The organism is Frigoribacterium sp. Leaf44 (assembly GCF_001421865.1).
GTDB lineage: Bacteria > Actinomycetota > Actinomycetes > Actinomycetales > Microbacteriaceae > Frigoribacterium.
The window spans coordinates 842,874-865,774 of sequence record NZ_LMLG01000006.1; the positions used below are offsets into that span (position 1 = coordinate 842,874).

Genomic DNA, 22,901 nt, shown 5'->3' on the forward strand with positions numbered 1-22,901 from the left:
GCATGGTCAGCTTCGCGGACAAGCCCGTGCTCGACGTGACGGTCGAGCAGTGGCGCGAGTACCTCGAGGGCGACCCCGACGTGGGCGGGGTGCGGCTGACGCTCCGCAAGGTGCGGTCGACGAGGCCGGGCATGACCTGGTCCGAGGCGCTCGACGTCGCCCTCTGCCACGGCTGGATCGACGGTCAGACCAGTCGGCTCGACGACGACTTCACGCTCACCGCGTTCCAACCGCGGCGGAAGGACAGCCCGTGGTCCCAGGTGAACCGCGAGCACGTCGCCCGCCTCGTCGCCGAGGGGCTCATGACCCCGGCGGGGCAGGCCGAGGTCGACCGGGCGAAGGCCGACGGGCGCTGGGACGCCGCCTATCGACAGAAGGACGCCGCGCCTCCGGACGACCTGCAGGCCGCTCTCGACGCCGACCCGGCGGCGGCCGCCCACTTCGCGTCGCTGACGAAGACCGAGCGGTTCCGGGTGTACTTCCGGCTGGCCGCGCTCAAGCGGCCGGAGACCCGCGCGGCGCGCATCCGCGACGTGGTCGCGGCGGCGGCCCGCGGCGAGCAGCACTACCGCTGAGCCGAGCGCAGGAGGCGCGGGTCGCGTCAGCGGCGCGAGCGCTGCTTCCAGAAGCGGCCGGCCAGGCGCGCCAGACCGACCAGGGCCACCGACAGCACGGCGAGTGCGACGAGCAGCACGACCATGTAGAGCGCCACGGGACCGTAGCCGCCCAGCGCCTCCGGGTCGTAGAAGGGGTACGGGTAGAACGACGTGACGGCCCCACGGACGAGCGAGTACACGCTGTAGAGCACGGGCACGACGAGCCCCGTCGCCGCCGCGGACCAGGGCAGGCGGCGACCGGCGGGCAGCACGAGCCAGTCGACCAGCACGGCGACGGGCATCACCATGTGCACGACGACGTTGACCCAGGGCAGGACGCCCCCGGCCACCTCGGTCAACAACACGTTGAAGACGAGGCCGACGAACACCATGTTCACCACCGAGACGAGCCGGACGACGTCCCAGGCTCGGCTGCCGGGGCGACGACGCAGGGTGCGGACGCCGCCGACGACGAAGACCACGACGGCGAACAGGTTGCTGAGGTTCGTGAAGAACGAGAAGAAGTTGACGACGCTGTAGTCGTTCTCGAGGGTGTCCGCGAACTGGGCGGCGACGGCCACGAGGGCGAGCGTGGCGAAGGCGAACCGGTACGGGACCATGAGCTGAGCGCGCGTCATGTCCTCACCCTAGTGAGCGCGGCGGATGCGACGGCCCTCCTGCCCTCGCCCACCTGCCGCCGATGGCACCGCCGTCTGGACGTCGCACCGCGCACATCGGCGGTGCGACGTTCAGTCGGCGGTGCGACCGGAGACGAACGTCGGGCAGGCGGGCAGGCGCCCGGCCGGGGTCGGACGCCGACGCCCGGGTCAGGCCTGCTCGATCTTCTCGATCAGGGTGGCCTTGGGGTACCGCGACACGTTCGTGATGCCCTTCGTCCGGGCGAGGGCGCGCAGCGCGACGAGCGTCTGCGCGTGCAGGTCGACGTGGGCGTCGTGGCCGTCGGGCAGCTGCACGGTCGTCTCGTCGACCTCGGGCAGGGGCGGGGTGTAGATCGAGCGCGGCTCGGCCGGGGCGGTGGACGACGGGGTCGACGAGGAAGTCTTCGAGGCCTGCCCGGCGCCCTTCGCCGTCTTCTTGGCGTTCTTCAGGCCGCTCGCGGCGTCGTCGAGCGCGTTCTCGAGCGGCTTCACCGAGGGGCGGGCCTTCTTGGCGAGCTTCTTCGCCCGGCGCTTGGCCTCGGCGACGGCCGCCCGGGCGTCGGTGACGGCGTCCTCGGCCTTGTCGTAGGCCTTGGCGGCGGATTTCTTGAGCTTCTTCTGGTCGGCCACGGGTGAGGCCCCTCTCTCGAACGTGCGGAAATCGTGCACCAGAGCGTGGCACGGCCACCTGGGACGGTTGTCAGTCGACCTGTGACGACTTGTCGTTCGCCATGCGGTCCCGTTCGGCGCGCAGCGACTCGATCGTCTCGGGGTCGAGGAAGTCCACGAACGGGTTCGGCTGACCCGTCCGTGCGGCGACCACGTCGGTGTACGTGGCGGCGGCGCGGCGGACCTTCGCGGTGGCGCGACCGAGTCGTTTGGACGACGAGGACTTCGCCGTGACGACCTCGGCGTGGTGCTCGAGGGCGTCGACGAGGTCGGCGAGGGCTGTCGGGATCTTCTTGGCCATGGTCGGGGGCCTCTCGGGTGAGGGAACGGGTGGCGGGCCGTCGCGGGCCGGTCGGGACGGTCGCGGACGCGGGCCCGATCGTTGCCCGACCAGGCGAACGGCAGGTGAACGGCCCCTGGGTGCGGGATCGGCGCGGGCTAGGCTCGCCTGCCATGACGAGCGCTCGGGTGTGGCTGCTCGACGTCGACCGCGATCCGGATGCCGGGGGGCCGACGGCACCGGAGGTCGGCGACGAGCACGAACGGGCCCGTGCGGCGGCCTTCGCGGACGCGACCGACGCCCGACGGTACCTGGCGGCCCATCGTGCGCTGCGCCTCCTCGTCTCGTCCTGCACCGGTCGCGACGCTGCGAGCCTCGTCTTCGACCGGGAGCCGTGCCGGGGCTGCGGTGGTCGACACGGTCGCCCGGTGCTGCGGACGGCGGACGACCTGCACGTGAGCCTGAGCCGGAGCGGACGCTGGGCGGCCGTGGCGCTCCGGACCGGGGCCGCCGTCGGCGTCGACGTCGAGCGGGCCCGGCCGGCCGGTGCGCTCGAGCACCTCCGGCCCGACGTGAGTCCCGAGGACGTCGACGTGGACGTGCTGCGCGCCTGGGTGCGGAAGGAGGCGCTGCTCAAGTCGACGGGGGAGGGGCTGACCACCGCGATGTCGACGATCCGGCTGTCACGGCGGCCCGACGGCACGAGGACGGACGGCCGTCGGGGGACGGTCCACGACCTCGAATCGGTCGCCGACGTCGTCCTCGCGGTCGCGGGCGACGGGCTGTCCCGCCCCGTGTTCACCGACGCGTCACCTGACGTCCTTAGCGTGCGGCCGTGAGTCAGACCCCGCCCGGCGTGATCGCCGGCTCGCCCGATGCCCCCGCGGCCCGCACCCTCGTCGACGTGCTGCGGGCGACCGCGCTCGCCCACCCCGACGCCTCGGCGCTCGAGGACGAGCGGGGTGCCCTGAGCTACGCCGAGCTCGTCGTCCGCGTCGAGGCCGCCGCGCGGGCTCTCGCCGACGCCGGGGTCCGACGCGGGGACCGCGTCGGCGTGCGCATGCCGTCGGGCGACTCGACGCTCTACCTGACGATCCTGGCCGTCCTGGCCGCCGGGGCCGCCTACGTGCCGGTCGACGCCGACGACCCGGACGAGCGAGCCGAGCTGGTCTTCGGCGAGGCAGGCGTCGTGGGCATCGTCTCGGCGGGTGGCCGCTTCACCCTGCGCGACGCCGATCGACCCGCGAGCCTCGTGCTCGCGGCGCCGGCCGCCCACGTCAGCGGACGGGGCGCGGCGCTCGCCGACGCCGACCGGCTGCCCACCCCGGCCGACGACGCCTGGGTGATCTTCACCTCGGGCTCGACCGGCACGCCGAAGGGCGTCGCCGCGAGTCACCGTTCGGCGGCCGCCCTGGCCGACGCCGAGGCGCGGATGTTCCTGTCGTCGCCGGGCGTCGAGCCCCTCGGGCCGGGCGACCGGGTGCTGGCCGGGCTCTCGGTCGCGTTCGACGCCTCGTGCGAGGAGATGTGGCTCGCCTGGCGCAGCGGCGCCTGCCTGGTGCCGGCCCCGCGCAGCCTCGTGCGGTCCGGGGCCGACCTCGGTCCGTGGCTCGTCACGCACGGGATCACCGTCGTGTCGACCGTCCCGACGCTCGCCGCCCTCTGGCCCGACGAGGCCCTCGAGAGCGTGCGGCTGCTGATCTTCGGCGGTGAGGCGTTACCGCCCGAGATCGTCGACCGGGTGGTCGGCGACGACCGCGAGGTGTGGAACACCTACGGGCCGACCGAGTCGACGGTCGTCGCCACGGGGTCGCTGGTCCGGGCAGGCGAGACCGTGCGCATCGGGTTGCCGCTCGACGGCTGGGACGTCGCGGTCGTCGACGCGGCCGGCGAGCCCGTGGCCGAGGGCGAGATCGGCGAGCTGATCATCGGCGGCGTCGGCCTGGCCCGCTACCTCGACCCTGCCAAGGACGCCGAGAAGTACGCGCCGCACGAGCAGCTCGGCTGGGAGCGCGCCTATCGCAGCGGTGACCTGGTGCGGTTCGACCGGGCCGGGCTCGTGTTCCAGGGGCGGGCCGACGACCAGGTCAAGGTCGGCGGGCGCCGCATCGAGCTCGGTGAGATCGAGACCGCGCTGCAGGCCCTGCCCGGGGTGGGCGGCGCCGCCGCGGCGGTGCGGACCACGGCCGCCGGCAACCAGGTGCTGGTCGGCTACCTGGCCGTCGCGTCGGCCGAGGCGTTCGATCGGGGGGCCGCCCTCGTGCGCCTCCGGGACGAACTCCCGGCCGCCCTGGTGCCGCTGCTGGCGCTGGTCACCGGCGACCTGCCGACGAAGACGTCGGGCAAGATCGACCGCGACGCGCTCCCGTGGCCGTTGGTCGACGCGACGTCCGGTGGCGACGGTGCCGGTGGCGGGCCCGTCGGTGCCGGTTCGATGACCCCGGTCGAGCAGCTCGTCGCCGAACGCTGGCGCGAGGTGCTCGGCGTGCCCGTCCCCGACGCCTACGCGAACTTCTTCGACCTCGGCGGGGGATCGCTGGCCGCGGCGCAGCTCGTGGCCCGGCTCCGGGAACTCGACCCCGAGTTCACCGTCGCCGAGATCTACTCGCACCCCCGGCTCGGTGCCCTGGCCGAGGCCCTGTCCGTGGCGGACGTCGACGACGAGGCCTCGCCCGCCGACTTCCACCGGTCGGTGCCGACACCCCGACGCACGCAGTGGCTGCAGACCCTGCTCGGGGTGCCCCTCCTCGTGCTGTCGGGCGCGCGCTGGCTGACCTACGCCCTGACCGCGAGCACGGTGCTGCGCTGGTGGAGCGGCTTCGACGCCCTGCCCGCGGTCGACGGCCGCCTGCTCGTCGTCGCGATCGTCGTGTTCGTGACCCCGCCGGGACGCATGGCGATCTCGGTGCTGGCCTCGCGCCTCCTCCTCCGGGGGGTGGAGGCGGGCGATCATCCGCGCGGCGGCAGCGTGCACCTCCGGCTCTGGCTGGCCGAGCAGGTCGCCCACCAGATCGGGGCGGTCGGACTCGCCGGCGCCCCGTGGATCAGCTACTACGCGCGTGCCCTGGGCGCCCGGATCGCGCCCGACGTCGACCTGCACGCCCTGCCGCCGGTCACCGGCATGCTGCGCATCGGTCGCGGGGCGTCGGTCGAGCCCGAGGTCGACCTGGCCGGCCACTGGATCGACGGCGACGTCGTGCGCATCGGGGCGATCCGCATCGGGGCGGGCAGCACGATCGGCATGCGCAGCACCTTGCTGCCGGGCACCCGCATCGGCAAGAACGCCTCGATCGCGCCCGGGTCGGCGGTCTTCGGACGGGTGCCCTCGGGTCAGCACTGGGCCGGTTCGCCGGCCGAGCGCATCGGCCGCACCCGCGCCTGGTGGCCGGAGGATCGGCCGCCCTCGCCGACCCGCTGGTTCGTCGCCTACGGGGCGTCGGCGATCGTCGTCGCGTTGCTGCCGGTGGTCTCGGTGAGTGCAGGAGGCGCGGTCGTCGCGCTCGGTGTGCGGGGTGCGGGTTCGCTGACGGACGCGTGGTGGCGCGCCCTCGCCCTCCTGGTGCCGGGCACGCTCGTGGCCGGGCTGGTGGCCGCCGTGCTGGTCGTCGCGCTCACCCGACTCTGGGCCCTGGGGGTGACCGAGGGCACCTTCGCGGTGCGGTCGAGGGTCGGCTGGCAGGTCTGGAGCACCGAGCGCCTGCTCGATCTCTCGCGCACCCTGCTGTTCCCGCTCTACTCGAGCCTGTTCACGCCGGTCTGGCTGCGCCTGCTCGGTGCCGAGATCGGGCGTGACGTCGAGGCGTCGACCGTCCTGCTGCTGCCGTCGATGACGACCGTCCGGGACGGGGCGTTCCTGGCGGACGACACGCTCGTCGCGTCGTACGAGCTCGGCGGCGGCTGGCTGCGCGTGGCGCGGGCCGAGATCGGTCGGCGGGCGTTCCTGGGCAACTCGGGCATGACCGCCCCGGGCCACAAGGTGCCGAAGGACGGTCTGGTGGCCGTGCTCTCGTCGGCTCCGCGCAAGTCCAAGGCGGGGTCGTCGTGGCTCGGTTCACCCGCGGTGCGCCTGCGCCGCACGGTCGCCGTCGCCGACGAGACCCGCACCTTCCGCCCGGCCACGCACCTCCGGGTGGCCCGCATCGCGTGGGAGCTCAGCCGCATCGTGCCCGTCGTCGTCACCTGCGGCATCGGCCTGGGGCTGGTCGTCGGGCTGTGGGCGCTGGTCGACGCGATCGGGGTCGGCGCGACGGCCGCGGTCAGCGGCGTCGTGATGCTCGCCGTCGGGGCGGCGGCCGCCGGTGTCACGACACTCGCCAAGTGGGCGCTCGTCGGGCGCATCCGGGCCGGCGAGCACCCGCTCTGGTCGTCGTTCGTCTGGCGCAGCGAGGTGTCCGACACCTTCACCGAGATGTGCGCCGCCCCCTGGTTCGCCCACGCGGCGGCCGGCACCCCGGCCCTCGTCTGGTGGCTTCGCTCGCTCGGGGCCTCGATCGGTCGCGGCGTGTGGACCGACAGCTACTGGTTGCCCGAGGCCGACCTGGTGCGACTCGACGACGCGTCGACGGTGAATCGAGGATGCGTCGTGCAGACGCACCTGTTCCATGATCGAATCATGAGCATGGACACCGTCACCCTGGCCGCCGGCTCGACCCTCGGCCCCCACAGCGTCGTGCTGCCCGCGGCCCGTCTCGGCGAGCACGCCACCGTCGGCCCCGCCTCGCTCGTGATGCGCGGCGAGGTCGTGCCCGTCGGCAGCCGGTGGAGCGGCAACCCCATCGGGCCCTGGAGGGACGTCACGTTCGCGGACTACCACGCCGTCACCCGGTGACCGGTTCGGCGGCGACCACGGACGGCTACACACCCGAGAGCGGCAACGACGGCTACGGCGTGCGCTCGTACGACCTCGAGATCGGGTACCGCGTCGCGACGAACCGGTTGGACGGCGTCGCGACCATCACGGTCGTGCCGACCGAGGCCCGGAGCACGCTCGCGTTCGACCTGCTGCGCCTGCGTGCCGCGAAGGTGCGGGTCGACGGGCACAAGGCGCGGCACGCCCAGTCGGCGACGAAGCTGACGGTGACGCTGCCGGACGTGACCGTGCCGGGTGAGCCCGTCGAGGTCGTCGTCGAGTACTCGGGTCCTCCCGCTCCCCGTCGCACCCGCTGGGGCACCCTCGGCTGGGAGGAGTTGACCGACGGCGCCCTCGTCGCCTCGCAACCGAACGGGGCACCGACCTGGTTCCCCTGCAACGACGACCCGGCCGACAAGGCGACCTACCGGGTGCAGGTCACGACCGAGCAGCCCTACGCCGTCGTCGCCCACGGTGAGCTGACCGACCGGCACACGCGGTCCGGCCGCACGACGTGGGTCTACGAACAGCCCGAGCCCACGGCGTCGTATCTCGCGACGGTGCAGATCGGCCGCTACGAGTTGGTGCCGGTCGTGCTCGCAGGAGTGCCCGGCGTCTTCGCCGGGGTGCCCGCGATGCGGTCGCGGATCGGTCGTGACTTCGGCGAGGTGGCCGACATGATGGCCTGCTTCGTCGAGCGGTTCGGCCCGTATCCGTTCGCGTCGTACTCGGTGGTGGTCACCGACGACGACCTCGAGATCCCGCTCGAGGCCCAGGGCCTCGCCATCTTCGGGGCGAACCACGCCGACGGGGCGGGCGGGTCGCGTCGGCTGATCGCGCACGAACTGGCGCACCAATGGTTCGGCAACAGCGTGGGCCTGACGACCTGGCGCGACATCTGGCTGAACGAGGGCTTCGCCTGCTACGCCGAGTGGATCTGGTCCGAGGCCTCGGGCGGTCCGTCGGCCGCGTCGCTCGCCGCCCGGGCACACGCCCGACTGCTCGAGGCTCCGCAGGACATCGTCGTCGGCGACCCCGGCCCCGACCTGATGTTCGACGATCGCGTCTACAAGCGCGGGGCGCTCGCGGTGCAGGCGCTTCGCTCGGCGGTCGGCGACGACGCGTTCTTCGACGTGATGCGCGCCTGGACCGCCGAGTACCGGCATCACGTGGCGACCTCGGCCGACTTCGTCGCCCTCGCGACGCGCGTCTCGGGCCACCCGGTCGGGCCCCTGCTGCGCCCCTGGCTCGACGAGCGTGCCCTGCCGCCCCTGTCGTGGCGATAGCGTGACGGCATGACCGCCCCGACGCCGTCCGAGGTGCCCGTGATCGCCCTGCTGCGCGACCTCGTCGCGATCGACTCGACGAGCGGCACGCCCGGCGAGGCGGCCGTCCTCCGCCGTGTGGCGTTCGAGTTCGAGGGTGTGCAGGAGGCGCGGGTCGCCTTCGCCCCCGGGGCCGACGGTGAGCCCGCGGCCCTCCTGGTCTCGCCGACGTCCGTCGCCTCCGACAGGCCGCTGCTCGTCTTCGCGTCGCACGCCGACGTCGTGCCGGTGACCGACGCCTCGGCCTGGACCCACGACCCCTTCGCCTCGACCGTCGTCGGCGACCGCCTGCACGGACGGGGAGCCTCGGACATGAAGTCCGGTCTCGCGGCCTCGATCGTCGCCGTGCGCGACCTCCTTCGCCAGGGCGCACCCGTCGCGCTCGCCGTCTCGACGGGCGAGGAGGTCGGCTGCCTCGGTGCCCCCGCGGTCGTCGACCTGCTCGCCGGCCGCCGGGTCGGAGCCGTCGTGATCCCCGAGTCGACCGACGGGCGGGTCGTCCTCGGCCACCGCGGTGCCCTCTGGTTGACGGTGCGCACCTCGGGCGTCGCCGCGCACGGCAGCACGCCCGAACGGGGCCACAACGCGATCCTCGACCTGGTGGCGGTGCTCGGGCGTCTGGACGACCTGCCGCTCTCGGCCCACGCCGACCTCGGGCGCGAGACGGTCAACGTGGGCGTCGTCTCGGGTGGCAGCGTGCCGAACATCGTGCCGGACGTCTGCGAGGCGCGCATCGACCTGCGGGTCGTCCGCGACGACGTCGGCGAGCTCGTCGCCTGGTGGCGTGGTCAGCCCGAGGTGGCCGACGTCCGCGTCGACCTCGACCTGGCCGCCGTGTGGACCCCACGCGACCATCCCTGGCTCGCCGGGCTCGAGGCCCCGGTCTCGGAGGCGCCCGCCTCGTACTTCACGGACGCCTCGGTGCTCGTGCGGTCGCTCGACGACGGCGTGCCCGTCGTGGTCTGGGGCCCGGGCGACCCGACCGTCGTGCACACGGTGGACGAGTCCGTGTCGGTCGACGCGGTGCTGAGGGCGGTCGAGCAGTTCGGTCGCGTCGGCGAACGGTGGGCGGCCGAGCACTGACCGACGGTCGTCGGTCCCGTCGGCTCGGGCGGACACGGGTCCGGCGGGCGCGGCTCGGGCGGGCGCGGACGCTGGTCCGGCGGGCGCGGCTCAGGCGGGCGCGGGAGCCGTCGAGCGCGTGCTCTGTCGTCGGACCAGGCGGGGCGCGAACGAGACGCGCGCGCCTCCTCGTCCGCCGTCGTCGGACCCGCGCAGCGAGAGCAGCCTGAGCGCCTCGCCGGCCATGCGGTCGGTGGGCTGGGCGAGCGTCGTCAGGGCCGGGGTCACGTACGAGGCGAAGACGATGTCGTCGAAGCCCGTGACCTGCAGCTCGTCGGGCACCGACACCCCGAGCTCGCGGGCCGCCCGCAACACACCCATGGCGATCAGGTCGTCCGCGCAGACGATGGCGTCCGGGCGGTCGTCGGAGGCGAGCAGCCGGCGGGCCGCCGCGTCGCCGCTGTCGACCGAGTAGTCGCCGAGCACGACCCCGTCGCGCACCTCGCGGATGCCGAGTTCGGCCGCCCAGTGCCGGAAGCCCCGGAGGCGCAGGGTCGTCGACGAGTTCGTCAGCTCGGAGGTCACGAACGCGGCCGAGCGGGCACCGGTCTCGGCGAGGTGCGTCAGGACCAGCTTCATCGCCTCGGCGTCGTCGAGGCCGATCCAGTCGGTGCCGGCGACGTCGACCCGGCGGTCGAGCTGCACCAACGGGACGGCCCGGGCGGACGCGGCGACGGCCGCCGCGCTCTCGGTGTCGTGCACCGGGCTGACCACGATGCCGTCGACGTGTCGTTCGATCAGCGACCGCAGGTGGTCGGCCTCGACGGCGGGGTCCTGCCGCGAGTCGCAGAGGAACAACTGCTTGCCTTCTCCGTGCAGCGCGCTCTCGAGGCTGTCGACCAGGGTCGTGAAGAACGGGTTGAGGATGCTCGGCACGACCATGCCGACCGTGTCGGTGCGGCGGGTGCGCAGGGCACGGGCGATGCCGTTGCCCGAGTAGCCCAGCTCGTCGGCCGCGAGCCGCACCCGGGCCTCGACCTCGCGGCCGACCGGGCGGGACGCCGACATGACGCGGGAGACCGTCGCCGGGGAGACGCCCGCCCGGCGGGCGACGTCCGAGATGGTGACGGCGTTCATGGGCTCCTCAGGGCGCGGCCGCCGGCGGCGACGGGTGATGCCGACATCGTATCGTCCCCCCGTGGGAAAACGATTGCCCGTCCGAGATCTCTTTTACACGTCGGAAACACAAAGGTGTTGACACTCGAAACACGAAGGCGTCACTCTTGACGCAGTTCCCGACGGAAATCGATTGCCCATCGATCTCGACCCCTCCGAGATCGCCCCCTCGCCAGTCCCGCATGCTCCACCTCGTCCTCCCCAGGAAGGCTCCTCATGCCCACGACCCGTACCGTCCTCGCCGCATTCGCCGTGGGCGCCATCGCCATCGGCACCCTCGCCGGCTGCGACTCGTCCTCGACCACCGCCTCCGGTTCCGCGTCCGGCGGCTCGACCTCGACCCGCCCGGCACCCACCGACGTCCCCCAGGCGTGTTCACCCGACGGCGGCGGCACCCTGCAGCTCGGCATGGTCGACATCAACGAGCAGACCGCCTTCTTCACCCAGATGAACGAGGGCGTGCAGGACGTCGCCGACGAGGCCGGGGCCGACCTGCAGATCGTCAGCGGCGACAACGACAGCGCCACCCAGGTCTCGGGCGTCGAGAACCTCGTCGCCTCGGGCGTCGACGCGCTCATCGTCGACCCGGTCGACGCGACCGCGTTGATCCCGGCGCTCACCGCGGCGAAGGCCGCGGGCATCCCGGTCGTCGCGGCCGACGGCTCGGTCGAGGACGCCTCGGCGATCGACTCGTACGTCGGCACGGCGAACGAGGACGGCGGCGCCCAGCTCGGGAAGGCCTTCCTCGACATCACGGGGGGCGAGGGCGAGGTCGGTGTCGTCGGCGCGCTGAACAGCGCCATCCAGATCCAACGCCAGAACGGCTTCACCGACGCCGTCGAGGCCGGGGGCATGACCATCGGCACGATCGTCGACGGTCAGAACGTGAACGAGGACGCCCAGGCCGCGGCCGAGAACCTGCTGACCGGCAACCCCGACCTCGAGTACATCTACGCCACGGGCGAGCCCGCGCTGAACGGTGCCATCGCGGCGGTCAAGAGCCAGGGCGCCCAGGATCGCGTCACGATCGTCGGCTGGGACCTCTCGCCCTCGGCCGTCGAGGGTCTGCAGGACGGCTACGTCGAGGCCGTCATCCAGCAGGACACCTTCGGCTTCGGCTACGAGGCCGCGAAGGCCGCGATCAACCTGGCCTGCGGCACCGCCGAGGTGCCGGCGACCGTCGACGTGCCGATCACGATCGTCACGCCCGACAACCTGGCCGACTTCTCGTACTACCTGGAGGGCTGATGACCGACGTCACCACCGGCGACCTGCTCGTCGAACTCGAGGGCATCCGCAAGTCGTACGGCGCCGTCGACGTCCTGCGCGGCGTCGACCTGCGCCTCGCGCGCGGCGAGGTGCTCGGCCTGGTCGGCGACAACGGCGCCGGCAAGTCCACGTTGATGAAGGTGCTCGCCGGTTCGGTCCAGCACGACGGCGGCCGCATCAGCATCAAGGGCAAGGAGGTGCGGTTCCAGTCCCCGAGCGACGCCCAGGCCGAGGACATCGGCATCGTCTACCAGGACCTCGCCCTCTGCGACAGCCTCAACGTCGCCGCCAACCTGTTCCTCGGCCGCGAGCCGAGGGTCGGGCCCTTCCTCAAGGTCGGGGCGATGCACGCCGAGGCCACGGCCGTGCTCAAGGAGTTCGGCGTCCGCGTGACGTCCACGCACCAGCTGATCTCGCAGCTGTCGGGTGGTCAGCGCCAGTCGGTCGCCATCGCGCGCGCCGCGTCGGTCGACCCCGACGTCCTGATCCTCGACGAGCCGACCGCCGCCCTCGCCGTCACCGAGGTCGAGTCGGTGCTGCGCCTCATCAAGGAGGTCGCGGCCCGAGGGGTCGGCGTCATCCTGATCACCCACCGGCTGCAGGACCTCTTCCGGGTCTGCGACCGCATCACCGTGATGTACGAGGGGCGCAGCGTCGACGACGCCCGCATCGACGACCTCACCATCGAGTCGCTCGTCGACATGATCACCCGTGAAGGGAGCGCTGCCGCATGACCGCGACGACCTCTGACCCCACCCGCACCGACGGCCCCGAGCCGGGTCGTGGACACGGCTCCACCGACGTGCGCGAGCGCCGCTGGGAAGCCCTGCAACGCGTCAACAAGTCCACCCTGCTGATGCTCGTCGTGACGCTCGTCGTCATCGTCGTCTTCTCGGTGGCGACCCCGACCTTCCTCACCGGCACGAACCTGCGGAACGTCGCCGTGCAGGTGGCCCCTGCGGCGATCGTGGCCGTCGCGATGACCTTCGTCATCACGGCGGGCATGATCGACCTCTCGGTCGGGTCGACGCTCGCGCTGGTGTCGGTGATCGGGGCGGTCCTGCTGCGGGCCGGTCTCGAGTCGGTCCTGGTGATCGTCATCTGCCTGGCCGTCGGAGCCTTCTGCGGGTTGGTCAACGGCTGGTTCTCGAGTTACCAGGGCATCCCGTCCTTCATCGTCACGTTGGCCACCATGTCCATCGTGCGGGGCGTCGCCCTGCTGATCACGAAGGGCTACTCGATCGCCATCGGCTCGGGGCTGATCTTCGCCCAGGTCGGTCAGGGCCGGCTGTTCGGGCTCGGGTACCCGGCCTGGCTCGCGCTGATCATCGTCGGCGTCGGCATCGTGGGGCTGCAGCGCATGCGGTTCGGCCAGTACATCACCGGCATCGGCTCGAACGAGGAGTCGGTCCGCCGGGCGGGCGTCGACACCCGCTTCGTCAAGATGATGGCCCTCGTGCTCAGCGGCACGGCGGCCGGCGCGGCCGGCATCATCACGGCGGCCCGCCTGGGGTCGGGCGACGCCAACTCGGGCGTCGACTTCGCCATGACCGTCATCACGGCCGTCGTCATCGGCGGGACGAACCTGCTCGGCGGCAAGGGCAGCGTGATCGGCACGGCGATCGGGGCCATCCTGACCGGCGTCATCACCAACGGCCTCACGCTGCTCGGCCTGAGCCCCTACATCGTGCCCATCGTGACGGGCAGCCTGCTCATCATCGTCATCTGGATCAACCTGCGCGGCGGCTCGTTCACCGACCTGGTGCGCAAGCGGGTGACCCGATGAGCCGCGTCGGTGGCTTCGGCGTCGAGACGACCACGGTCGTCGACGTGCAGACGGTCACCGGCCCCGTGCCGAGCGACCGCCTCGGTTACACGCTGCCGCACGAGCACCTGATCAACAGCATCGAGGAGGGCGGGCTCGAGCCCGACCCCGACTTCCCCGAGCTGTTCGACGCGCCGGTCACGCCCGAGATCGCCTGGTTGCTGCGCGACCGCCCGCTCGCCTGTCGCGACAACTGCGTGCTCGACGGCGACGACGACGCGGTCGACGAGCTCGTGGCGTTCCGCGAGCTCGGCGGCAGCACCGTCGTCGAGCTGACCTCGGACGGTCAGGGCCGTGACCCGCGCCGCCTCGCCGAGATCTCGCGCCGCAGCGGGGTGAACGTCGTCACCGGCGGCGGCTGGTACCTCGAGCGGTTCCACCCCGAGGCCACGGGCCGCGACACCGTCGACGACCTGGCCGCCCGCCTGGTCGCGCAGTACCGGTCCGATCCGGCCGAGACCGGTGTGCCCCGCTCGGGCGTGATCGGCGAGATCGGCGTCTCGCCGGGCTTCACCGAGCGCGAGGAGCGCTCGCTCCGGGCGGCCTGCCGGCTGCAGCGCGAGACCGGCCTGCCGATGTTCGTGCACCTGCCCGGGTTCGTCCGGCACGGCGGTCGCGTGCTCGACGTCGTGCTGCGCGACGAGGGCGTCGACCCCACGGCGGTCGTCCTCTGCCACATGGACCCGTCGGGCAGCGACCCCGACTACCAGCGCAGCCTCGCCGAGCGCGGGGTCTGGCTCGAGTTCGACATGATCGGCATGCCGTACCGCTTCTCCCTGCCGGGTGAGGGGCAGTCGCCCTCGCCGGTCGAGACGGCCACGGCGATCGCCCGCCTGGCCTCGGCCGGGTTCGGCCGCCGTCTGCTGTTCAGCCACGACCTCTTCCTGAAGAGCATGTTGCGCAAGCACGGGGGCAACGGCCTCTCGTACGTCCCCGCGGTGTTCCTCGACCGGCTGACCGACCTCGGCGTCGACGCCGAGATCGTGCACGGCGTCGGCACCCGCAACGTCCGCGACCTCTTCGAGGGCGCCGCCCTGACCCGCTGAGGGGCGACGTCGCGGCACCGAGCCGCGCGCGCCTCCTCGTCCCGAACCGTCCCGTCACCACCGGAAGGCACCACCATGTCCCGCATCCTCATCGCCGGCGAGAGCTGGATCACCGCGACCACCCACACCAAGGGCGTCGACGAGTTCACCGCCCACTCGTACACCGAGGGCGTCGCGCAGCTGCGCACGGCCCTGCAGGCCGGCGGTCACGAGGTCGTCCACCTGCCCGCCCACCTCGTCGCCACCGACTTCCCCGAGACGCAGGAGGCGCTGGACGCCTACGACGTCGTGGTGCTGTCCGACATCGGCGTCAACTCGCTGCAGCTCGCGCCCGCCGTCTTCGAGAAGAGCATCCCGGGTCGGGACCGCGTCCGCGAACTCGCCCGCTGGGTCGAGGCCGGAGGCGCGCTGCTGATGATCGGCGGCTACCTGTCGTTCTCGGGCTGGCAGGGCCGCGCGGGCTACGCCCGCACCGAGATCGCCGACGTGCTGCCGGTCGAGATGCTGATCGGCGACGACCGCGTCGAGCGCCCGGCCGGCGTCGTCGCCACCGTGCTCGACGCCGAGCACCCCGCCCTCGGCGGCGCGGGCACCGAGTGGCCGCTGCTGCTCGGCTACAACCGCACCGTCGTGAAGCCGGGCGCGGTCGAGCTCGCCCGCCTCGACGGCGACCCGCTCGTCGTCGTCGGCGAGGCCGGCGCGGGGCGCACGGCGGTCTTCACGAGCGACTGCTCGCCGCACTGGGCGCCGCCGGCGTTCTGCGAGGAGTGGGACGGCTACGCCCGGGTGTTCAACGGCATCGTGTCGTGGCTGACCGGCCGCTGACGGTGGCGGGCACGACCCGGCCCGAGGGCGTCGGCACGGGCCGGGCGGCGGCGCTGGTCGCCCGCTGCTCGGCCGAGCTGGACGCCTCGGCGTCGGTGCCGCTGCTGGCCCGGATGGCCGACGGCACGCTCGACGACCCCGCCTTCGGTCGCTACCTCGCGATCGAGCAGGCGTTCGTCCGGACGGCGGCCCGTCTCGCCGGCTACTGCCTCTGGCAGCAGCCGGAGTGGTCCCGCGCCGAGCGCCACGCCGAGGCCGTCGCCGACCTCGTCGGTCCGCAGAGCCGGTACTTCGAGCGGTTGCTCTCGACGCGACCGGTCGACGACGCGACGTCGAGCGACCTGCTGCGCCGCGCCTCCGTCCTCGAGGGGGCGGTGACGGCGGCCCTCGCCGAGGGCGGTTACGCCGGGGTCGTCACCAGCCTCGCCGCGGCCGAGACGCTCTACCTGCGGTGGTGCACGCGGGCGGCCGAGCGGCCGGTGCCCCGACCGGACGACGTGCAACGGTGGATCGAGCTGCACGTCACCGACGGCTTCCGCGCCCAGGTGGACTTCCTGCACCAGCTGGTCGACGAGCTGCCCGCCGACGTGACCGACGCACGACTCGACGCCTGGTTCGTCGGCATGCTGCGCGCCGAGGACGCGTTCCACGCGAGTGCCCTCGTCGAGGTGGCCGCATGACCGGCCCGGCGGACGGACCGACCGACCGCCCGGTCGGCTCGGCCGTCGTCGACCTGCGCGCCGTCGAGGCCCGTCTCGCCGTGGCCGGCATCGCCTCCGAACGAGTGGCCGTCGGACCCGACGCCGTCGTGGTCGTCTCGTCGTACGGCGGCCGGGTCTACGGCCCCTTCTTCGCCGAGGGCGAGGCCGAGAACTGGCTGCCCGACGCGTTCGCCGACGACGAGGCCTTCGGTGCGCTGGTCGACTCGGGCGACTGGAACGTCGGCGGCGACCGGGTCTGGATCGGCCCCGAGATCGCCTACATGATCCGCGACCGCGACGACTACTGGGGCAGCTACGAGATGCCGCCGTCGCTCGACCCCGGCCGCCACGACCTCCGCCGCACGGGCGACCGCGTGACGCTGTCGCGGGTCGCCGAGCTCGAGGCGTTCACGGAGCCGACGGGGCTCGTGCGGGCCGACCTGACGCTCGTCGTGCGTCCGGCGGCCCACCCGCTGCGACACCTGCGCGGGGCGTCGGCCGGGGGCCCCGGCGGCGCACCGCTCGTCGACGCCGTCGAGTACGGCGGCTACGTGACGGAGGTGCGGCTCGGCATCACCTCGGACGGCGCGCACGAGGCCGAGTCGTGGATGCTCGACCAGGTGCGGGCGGGCGGCACGGCGTTCGTCGCGGCCGTGCCCGACACCCAGGTGACCGACTACTACGAGCCGGTCGGCGAGCTGCTCGCCGAGGTGCCCGGCGGCGTCGCCGTGTCGCTGACCGGTGCCGACCGCTTCAAGATCGGCTTCGCGGCACCGCACGTCACCGGACGCGTCGGGTACGTGCGCACGGTCGGCGACCCGGCCGACGACCGTGCCGTGCTCTTCGTGCGCGGCAGCCACAGCGACCCGTCGGCCGAGTACTCGGAGGAGCCCGACCCGTCCCCGGGGGTCCGGGGCGACTCGCTGCACCTGTACGACGACGACGGCGGGCTCGGCGGGTTCGCCGAGATCGAGGCCCGGGGCACGCCCGTCCTCGGCCCGCGTCCCGAGGCGGTCACCGACCGGTTCGCCAGCTGGTGGTTCCGGGGGAGCACGGACGACGTCGCCCGCGTGGCCCAGCACCTGCTCGGGGTGCCCGTGGCGACGGTGGCGCGGGCCGTGCGGGGGGCCGCACCGCGCCTCCTCGGTCCGTCGGCCGCGTCGCCCGAAGCCTTCCCGGCCACGTCGCCGACGGCCACGTCGGGCCCGTCCCCGTCACCCACCCCCGAGCCGTCCCCGAGAGGAACGACATGACCCACGACATCGACCCGGCCGCGGCGCAGCGCGCGGACCGCGCCTACGACGACCTCGTCGCCCTGGTGCAGCACGGCCCCCGGTTCCACGGCACCGCAGGCAACGCGGCCGCCGCCGACTGGCTCGAGCAGCGGCTGACCGCGGTCGGGTGGTCGGTCGCCCGGCAGCCCGTGACGCTGCCCGGCTGGCAGCCGGGCAGCGTGCACCGGGTCGCGGTGCACCGGCCGATCGTCCGCGAGCTGCCCGCCTGGCCGATGCTCTGGAGCGGGTCGACCGGCGGCCCGCGCCGGGGCACGGTCGAGGCCGTCGGCCCGCAGGGACTCTGGGGCGACTCGATGGTCTGGCAGAAGTTCGTCGTCCGGAGTGACGACGGCGACGTGGTGGCCTACCTGCACGCCCGCGACGACGGACCCGCGGCCCCGCAGCCGCTGCCCTCCGGGTCGGACCACGACGTGGCCCATCTCGCGATCGGCCGCGTCGACGGTCTGCAGCTGACCGAGTGGATCGCCGACGGCAAGCCCGTCGAGCTCGAGGTCGAGGCCGACAGTGGTCCGGTCGAGGCCGCGACGAGCGACAACCTGATCGTCGACGTCCCCGGCACGGGCGAGGGGTCGGTGCTGCTCTGCGCGCACTACGACACGTTCTTCAACACGGTCGGCGCGTACGACAACGGCAGCGGCACGATCGCCCTGCTGCAGCTGGCCGAGCGGTGGGCGGCGGCCCCTCCGGTCGCGTCGGTCCGCCTCGTCTTCTTCACCGCCGAGGAGTGGCACCTGGGCGGGTCCCGGCACTTCGTCGACAGCGCCTCGCCCGACGAACTCGATGCCCTCGACTACGTGCTCAACGTCGACGGGCTAGGGCGCGGGTCGTTCGTCGAGGCGTTCGGCGCACCCGAGGCGTTCTCGACGGCGTTCCGCGGGGCGCTGCTGCAGCACGCCGCGGTCACCCGGCCCGACCTCGAGCTGGTCACCCGGTTCCCGCCGGCGACCGGCACCGACGACGCGTCGTTCTACCGCGCGGGCGTGCCCAGCGCGTTCCTCACCTTCAACGACCTGCACCGCCTGCACCAACCCGACGACGAGCCGAACCGCGGCATCGCGGCGAACGTCGCGTGGACCGTGCCGCTCGTCGAGCACCTCGTGGCGAGCCTGGCGCGACCGACCCGCGCCGCGCCTCCCGGGGTGTTGTAGGCCCCGGGCGGGCCGGGCGGGTGCCGGGCGGCGGGTGCCGCATGCCGGACGGGCCGGGCCGGGCCGGACCGGACCGGACCGGACTCAGGTCACCGGTTCGGCGAACACGACCCGGTTCTGGTCGTAGTGGCCCGAGCCACGGTCGAACACGCCGCCGCAGGTGATCAACCGCAGTCGGTCGGTCGGCTGCGCGCCGAAGACGCGGGTGGTCGGGAACTCGGCCTTCGGCACGTCGACGACCTCGGTGACGGCGTAGCTCACGACGCCCCCGTCGACCGTGGTCACGTCGACCCGGTCGCCGACGACGAGCTCGTCGAGCCGGGCGAAGACCGCGGGGCCCGACGCCGAGTCGACGTGGGCGGCGATCACGGTCGGCCCGCGCCCGCCCGGCTTGCCGCCGCCGGTGAACCAGCCGACGTCGTCCGCGTCGACGGGCACCTCCATGGCGCCGTCGTCGGCGATGCCGAGGCCGATCAGCGGGGCGTCGAGTCCGATGGCGGGCACCGAGACGGCCGCCGGAGCGACCCCCTCGCCGACGACCCCGTCGATCCCGTCGACCCCGCCCACCGCAGGAGGCGCGGTGCCGGCCGCCGACGGAGCCACGGTCGCCGGGGCGCTCGCCCCCGCCCCCGGGGCCGGCGCCGCCGTCGGTACGACCGCCCCGGGCGCCGCGCACCCGGTCAGGGCCAGCACGACGGCGACGACGACCGCCGGGGTCAGGGAACGGAGCACGTCAGGCCCGGGCCGCGCGCTGACGACGGATCAGGACGTACGCACCCGCACCGAGCAGGGCCAGCGCCCCGGCACCACCGGCCGCGAGGCCGAGACCGCCGGCCGACGCGCTCTCGGTGGCCGCGCCTCCGAATCCGGTGTCGACGCCGCCGACGGGCACCTGCGTCAGCTGGCCGCGGACGACGCCGGCCGCGAACGAGGCCGTGTGCGAGTCGCCCGTGAAGCCGGCCGGGTTCGCCTCGAGCTGCTTCAGGCTGAAGCCGGTGCCCGTGTCGGCGCCGGCGGGGCTCATGACGCCGGTGGTGAACGGCCCCTGCAGGCAGCCGCTGCTCGTGCGCGTGCCGTCACCGCGGTCGACCGGGTTCGGGAACGCGATGCGCGGCGGACCGGCCTGGCCTTGGGCCGCCTCGTGGATGTGCGTCGCGGTCTTCGCCGGGCTCTGGTAGTCGCCGGTCACGCCGCGCAGGGTGATGTCGTAGCAGATCACCTCGGTGTCGCTGTTGACGCGGAAGTCGAACGTCCCCGTCGCACCGGGCTCGCCCGGGGTGGCGACCCCGTCGTTGTTGATGACCTGGTCGGGCGTCGCCATCACCGTGTAGGCGCTCGTGAAGGTCGACGGTTCGGGCACCTCGGTCTCGGCGAACGCGGGCGTCACGCCGAACAGGGTGACGGCGGTCGCGGCGGCACCACCGATCGTCAGGGTGCGGATGGCGGTCTTCTTGGTCGTGCGCGTCATCTTCGGCATGCTCCGGGTCCTCTCGACGGGGCGGCGCCCGGGCGGGTGCCGCTCGACAGGGCCTACGTCGGGCGGAGCCGATGCGTTCACATCGGTCGCGAGAAAGTTCGTGCCCGGCCCGATGAACGCCGGAGGCGCGGCGGACGTACACCCCGTCGGCATCCGCGAACGGCGTGGATAGGCTGGAGGGCAGGCGGATGATCGCCGTCATGGGTCGCGCGGGGCCCGTCCCGGGCCGCGTCGCAGATCGGAGCCCGATGAGCGAGGGGTCGTCCGGTCTCGACGTCCGGGCCGCGTTCGTCGAACACGGATCGTCGTTGCTCGGTTTCGCCGTCAACGCCCTCCGCGACCGGGCGCTCGCCGAGGACTGCGTGCAGGAGACCTTCGTGCGGGCCTGGCGCGCCCGCGACTCGTTCGACGCCGACCGTGGCAGCGTCCGCACCTGGCTGTTCGCGATCGAGCGCCGCGTCGTGCTCGACGTGTACCGGGCACGCACGCGAACGCCGTCGGTCGTACCGCTCGAGCACGCCCCCGACCCCGTGGCGACCGTGGCCGACCCGCTCGAGCGCCTGGGCATGGCCGAGGGGCTCGCTCGCCTGAGCGACGACCACCGGGCGGCCGTCGTGGCCGTCCACCTCGAGGGCCTGAGCTACCGCGAGGTCTCGGAACGCACGGGCGTGCCCGTCGCGACCCTCCGCACCCGTGTGTTCCACGCGCTGCGCGCCCTCCGCACCCACCTCGACGACCAGGAGACGACCGATGACTGACCGCACGCCAGGGGTGGGGGCCGGTGACGACGCCGGTACCGGGGGCATCGACGGCATCGGGGGCGCCGACGGCATCGGGGGCGCCCCCGATACCGGGGGCGCCGGCGCCCGTCGCGACGAGTTGACGGCCGCGGCGCTCGCAGACGACCTCTCGCCGAGCGAGCGCGTCGAGTTCGACGCGCTGCGGGCCGCCGATCCGTCCATCGACGCCGAGTTGGCGTCGCTGGGCGTCGTCGTCGGAGGGCTGTCGGACTTCGGCCGGTGGGACGATGTCGCCCCGAGCGACGGACTGCGCGAGCGCGTCGACGCCGTCGGACGGGTCGGGGACGACCCGGCGGTCACGCACATCGGTCCGCACGTCGCCACGGCCCGGTCGGGCCGGGGTCGTCGTTCGCTGCTGATCGCCGTCGCCGCCGCGGCGTGCCTGGCGATCGGGGCCGGGGGTGGAGTCCTGCTCGCGACGCCTCGCGAGACGGTGGTGGCCGGCCCGGCCGGCACCCTCGGCGCCGTCGAGCACGTGGACTTCGTCGGTCAGCCCGCCGGGGTCGACCTCGACGGAGATCTCGTCGCCCACACCTGGGGCACCGAGACCGTCCTCAGCATCGACGGCCTGCCGACGGGCTCGGCGTTCACGGTCGTGGTGGTCGGGGACGACGGACGTGAATACGAGTCCGGTGCGTTCCTCGGGTCCGACGTGCGCGTCGACTGCCGGCTGAACGCCGCCGTGCTGCGGTCCGACGTCGCGTCGGTCGAGATCCGAGCCGCGGACGGCCACGACATCGCCGTCGCGTCGGTGCCTCCGGTCGCGAGCTGACCCGCGCCTCGCTGCCGGGCCGACCCGCGCCTCCTGCTCTCGTCCGTCGAGATGTCACGACGTGCCGCTCACCTCGGGACGTGAGTCGCGAGTCGTGATGTCTCGCCGGGCTCAGACGACGGTCAAGGAGGCGCGGGTCGCCTCGATCGTCGCGACCAGCGACCTCGAGTCGGCCAGGGAGTGCAGGGGCGAGTCGCGCAGCCCGGCGTCCACGAAGGACGCGAGGGCCGTCGCCTGGTAGGCGAGCCCCTGGCGGCCGGTCGGGACGGTCGGGTCGCTCCAGACCGCTGACCCGGCATCGGTCGTCAGCTCGAACGTCGCGGGGAAGACGAGGTTCTGCAGGGTGCGGATCGACCCGGTCGTTCCCGAGATCGTGCCGAGCCCGGGCGACGTCGTGAGCAGGCTCGTCGCCGCGGTGGCGAGCACCCCGTCGGCCGTGCGGGTGACGACGGCCGCGTCGAGGTCGACGCCGTCGGCCCGGGTCGAGCCGGTGGCGTGCCATTCGACGGGGTGACCGGTCGCGAACTGGGTGAACCAGAACGCGTAGACGCCGATGTCGAGCAGCGCGCCGCCGCCGAGGGCCGGGTCGGTCATGCGTCCGCCAGCCGAGAGGTCGTTGGCCCAGGCGACGTCGGCGGTCGCGAGCCGCACGTCGCCGATCGCCCCGTCGTCGAGCAGCGCGGCGATGACCGTGGTGTGCGGGAGGTACCGCGTCCAGAGCGCCTCCATCGCGAGGACGCCCGCGGCGCTCGCCGCGGCCACGATCTCGTCGGCCTCGGCCGTGCTGGTCGCCATCGGCTTCTCGATCAGGACGTGCTTGCCGGCACGGATCGCGGTCAAGGCGTCCGGCAGGTGCCGGGTGTGGGGCGTGGACACGTAGACGACGTCGACGTCGGGGGAGGCGACCAGCGCCTCCGCGTCCCCGAAGGCGGTGTCGACGCCGTGGGCGCGGGCGAACGCCTCGGCCCGGTCGAGGCTGCGTGAGGCCACGGCGACCACGCGCTGGTCGGTGTGCGCATGGAGGGCGTCGGTGAAGTCGCCGGCTATCTCGCCCGGGCCGATCACGCCCCAGCGCAGCGTCGGCCCGCCGCGTAGCGGGACCGCCGTCGAGGCGGGGAATGTCGGGG

22 protein-coding genes are annotated in these 22,901 nt (G+C 73.6%); 15 read left to right on the plus strand and 7 right to left on the minus strand.

Going from position 1 to position 22,901, the window contains the following annotated elements:
• Positions 1–2 precede the first annotated feature (2 nt).
• Positions 3–575 (plus strand): YdeI family protein, encoded by a 573-nt coding sequence (locus ASE87_RS12510; protein ID WP_056228911.1) that lies wholly within the window; start codon positions 3–5, stop codon positions 573–575.
• 26 nt (positions 576–601) lie between these two features.
• Here ASE87_RS12510 and ASE87_RS12515 read toward each other — a convergent pair whose 3' ends face one another.
• The 3 genes from ASE87_RS12515 to ASE87_RS12525 form a co-directional block, all read right to left on the minus strand.
• Positions 602–1,234, minus strand: coding sequence for a Pr6Pr family membrane protein (locus ASE87_RS12515; RefSeq protein ID WP_056228913.1), 633 nt, complete (start codon positions 1,232–1,234; stop codon positions 602–604).
• Between the two features lie 189 nt (positions 1,235–1,423).
• On the minus strand, positions 1,424–1,885 hold the full coding sequence (locus ASE87_RS12520; protein WP_056228916.1) for a Rho termination factor N-terminal domain-containing protein: 462 nt from the start codon (positions 1,883–1,885) through the stop codon (positions 1,424–1,426).
• Positions 1,886–1,955: 70 nt separating this feature from the next.
• Positions 1,956–2,225: a hypothetical protein gene (locus ASE87_RS12525; RefSeq protein ID WP_056228919.1), complete on the minus strand. Its 270-nt coding sequence runs from the start codon at positions 2,223–2,225 to the stop codon at positions 1,956–1,958.
• 152 nt (positions 2,226–2,377) lie between these two features.
• Here ASE87_RS12525 and ASE87_RS12530 point away from each other — a divergent pair, with 152 nt between their 5' ends.
• Genes ASE87_RS12530 through ASE87_RS12545 form a run of 4 tightly spaced genes read left to right on the plus strand, consistent with a single transcriptional unit; the run spans position 2,378 to position 9,461 of the window.
• On the plus strand, positions 2,378–3,043 hold the full coding sequence (locus tag ASE87_RS12530; RefSeq protein ID WP_157489858.1) for a 4'-phosphopantetheinyl transferase superfamily protein: 666 nt from the start codon (positions 2,378–2,380) through the stop codon (positions 3,041–3,043).
• Complete coding sequence (locus ASE87_RS12535) at positions 3,040–7,032, plus strand: Pls/PosA family non-ribosomal peptide synthetase (RefSeq protein ID WP_056228924.1); 3,993 nt, start codon at positions 3,040–3,042, stop codon at positions 7,030–7,032. Before ASE87_RS12530 ends, ASE87_RS12535 begins: the two co-directional genes overlap by 4 nt.
• A complete protein-coding gene (locus ASE87_RS12540; RefSeq protein WP_056228927.1) occupies positions 7,029–8,339 on the plus strand; it encodes a M1 family metallopeptidase in 1,311 nt (436 codons plus the stop codon). The genes ASE87_RS12535 and ASE87_RS12540 overlap by 4 nt, the downstream gene beginning before the upstream one ends.
• A gap of 9 nt (positions 8,340–8,348) precedes the next feature.
• Positions 8,349–9,461, plus strand: a complete 1,113-nt coding sequence (locus ASE87_RS12545) for a M20 family metallopeptidase (protein WP_157489861.1) — start codon at positions 8,349–8,351, stop codon at positions 9,459–9,461.
• A 90-nt stretch (positions 9,462–9,551) separates the two neighbouring features.
• Here the strand turns inward: ASE87_RS12545 and ASE87_RS12550 are convergent, their stop codons facing one another.
• On the minus strand, positions 9,552–10,577 hold the full coding sequence (locus ASE87_RS12550) for a LacI family DNA-binding transcriptional regulator (RefSeq protein ID WP_056228930.1): 1,026 nt from the start codon (positions 10,575–10,577) through the stop codon (positions 9,552–9,554).
• A gap of 255 nt (positions 10,578–10,832) precedes the next feature.
• Between ASE87_RS12550 and ASE87_RS12555 the strand changes: the two genes are divergently transcribed.
• From ASE87_RS12555 to ASE87_RS12590, 8 genes are all read left to right on the plus strand, one after another.
• Positions 10,833–11,864, plus strand: coding sequence for a substrate-binding domain-containing protein (locus tag ASE87_RS12555; protein ID WP_056228933.1), 1,032 nt, complete (start codon positions 10,833–10,835; stop codon positions 11,862–11,864).
• Positions 11,864–12,619 carry an ATP-binding cassette domain-containing protein gene (locus ASE87_RS12560; RefSeq protein WP_056043006.1) on the plus strand — a complete coding sequence of 252 codons (756 nt, stop codon included), beginning with the start codon at positions 11,864–11,866 and terminating at the stop codon, positions 12,617–12,619. Before ASE87_RS12555 ends, ASE87_RS12560 begins: the two co-directional genes overlap by 1 nt.
• Positions 12,616–13,671 carry an ABC transporter permease gene (locus tag ASE87_RS12565; RefSeq protein ID WP_052505095.1) on the plus strand — a complete coding sequence of 352 codons (1,056 nt, stop codon included), beginning with the start codon at positions 12,616–12,618 and terminating at the stop codon, positions 13,669–13,671. Before ASE87_RS12560 ends, ASE87_RS12565 begins: the two co-directional genes overlap by 4 nt.
• Positions 13,668–14,756, plus strand: coding sequence for a phosphotriesterase (locus ASE87_RS12570; RefSeq protein WP_056228936.1), 1,089 nt, complete (start codon positions 13,668–13,670; stop codon positions 14,754–14,756). Before ASE87_RS12565 ends, ASE87_RS12570 begins: the two co-directional genes overlap by 4 nt.
• Before the next feature lie 75 nt (positions 14,757–14,831).
• Positions 14,832–15,581 (plus strand): glutamine amidotransferase, encoded by a 750-nt coding sequence (locus ASE87_RS12575; RefSeq protein ID WP_043593262.1) that lies wholly within the window; start codon positions 14,832–14,834, stop codon positions 15,579–15,581.
• Positions 15,563–16,261: a TenA family protein gene (locus ASE87_RS12580; protein ID WP_157489863.1), complete on the plus strand. Its 699-nt coding sequence runs from the start codon at positions 15,563–15,565 to the stop codon at positions 16,259–16,261. The genes ASE87_RS12575 and ASE87_RS12580 overlap by 19 nt, the downstream gene beginning before the upstream one ends.
• Positions 16,258–17,535 carry a hypothetical protein gene (locus ASE87_RS12585; RefSeq protein ID WP_056228940.1) on the plus strand — a complete coding sequence of 426 codons (1,278 nt, stop codon included), beginning with the start codon at positions 16,258–16,260 and terminating at the stop codon, positions 17,533–17,535. Before ASE87_RS12580 ends, ASE87_RS12585 begins: the two co-directional genes overlap by 4 nt.
• Positions 17,532–18,725, plus strand: a complete 1,194-nt coding sequence (locus tag ASE87_RS12590) for a M28 family metallopeptidase (RefSeq protein ID WP_056228943.1) — start codon at positions 17,532–17,534, stop codon at positions 18,723–18,725. Before ASE87_RS12585 ends, ASE87_RS12590 begins: the two co-directional genes overlap by 4 nt.
• A gap of 84 nt (positions 18,726–18,809) precedes the next feature.
• On the opposite strand, the gene ASE87_RS12595 is transcribed toward ASE87_RS12590, so the two are convergent.
• Both ASE87_RS12595 and ASE87_RS12600 read right to left on the minus strand, forming a co-directional pair.
• On the minus strand, positions 18,810–19,457 hold the full coding sequence (locus ASE87_RS12595; RefSeq protein WP_056228946.1) for a class F sortase: 648 nt from the start codon (positions 19,455–19,457) through the stop codon (positions 18,810–18,812).
• 1 nt (position 19,458) lies between these two features.
• Positions 19,459–20,193, minus strand: a complete 735-nt coding sequence (locus ASE87_RS12600; protein WP_056229613.1) for a CHRD domain-containing protein — start codon at positions 20,191–20,193, stop codon at positions 19,459–19,461.
• 257 nt (positions 20,194–20,450) lie between these two features.
• Between ASE87_RS12600 and ASE87_RS12605 the strand changes: the two genes are divergently transcribed.
• Positions 20,451–20,960: an RNA polymerase sigma factor gene (locus ASE87_RS12605; RefSeq protein WP_043594763.1), complete on the plus strand. Its 510-nt coding sequence runs from the start codon at positions 20,451–20,453 to the stop codon at positions 20,958–20,960.
• Positions 20,953–21,774: a hypothetical protein gene (locus tag ASE87_RS12610; protein WP_157489865.1), complete on the plus strand. Its 822-nt coding sequence runs from the start codon at positions 20,953–20,955 to the stop codon at positions 21,772–21,774. The genes ASE87_RS12605 and ASE87_RS12610 overlap by 8 nt, the downstream gene beginning before the upstream one ends.
• Positions 21,775–21,885: 111 nt before the next feature.
• Here the strand turns inward: ASE87_RS12610 and ASE87_RS12615 are convergent.
• Positions 21,886–22,901 (minus strand): Gfo/Idh/MocA family protein (locus ASE87_RS12615; RefSeq protein WP_082452676.1); only part of this gene is annotated, 1,016 nt, incomplete at its 5' end.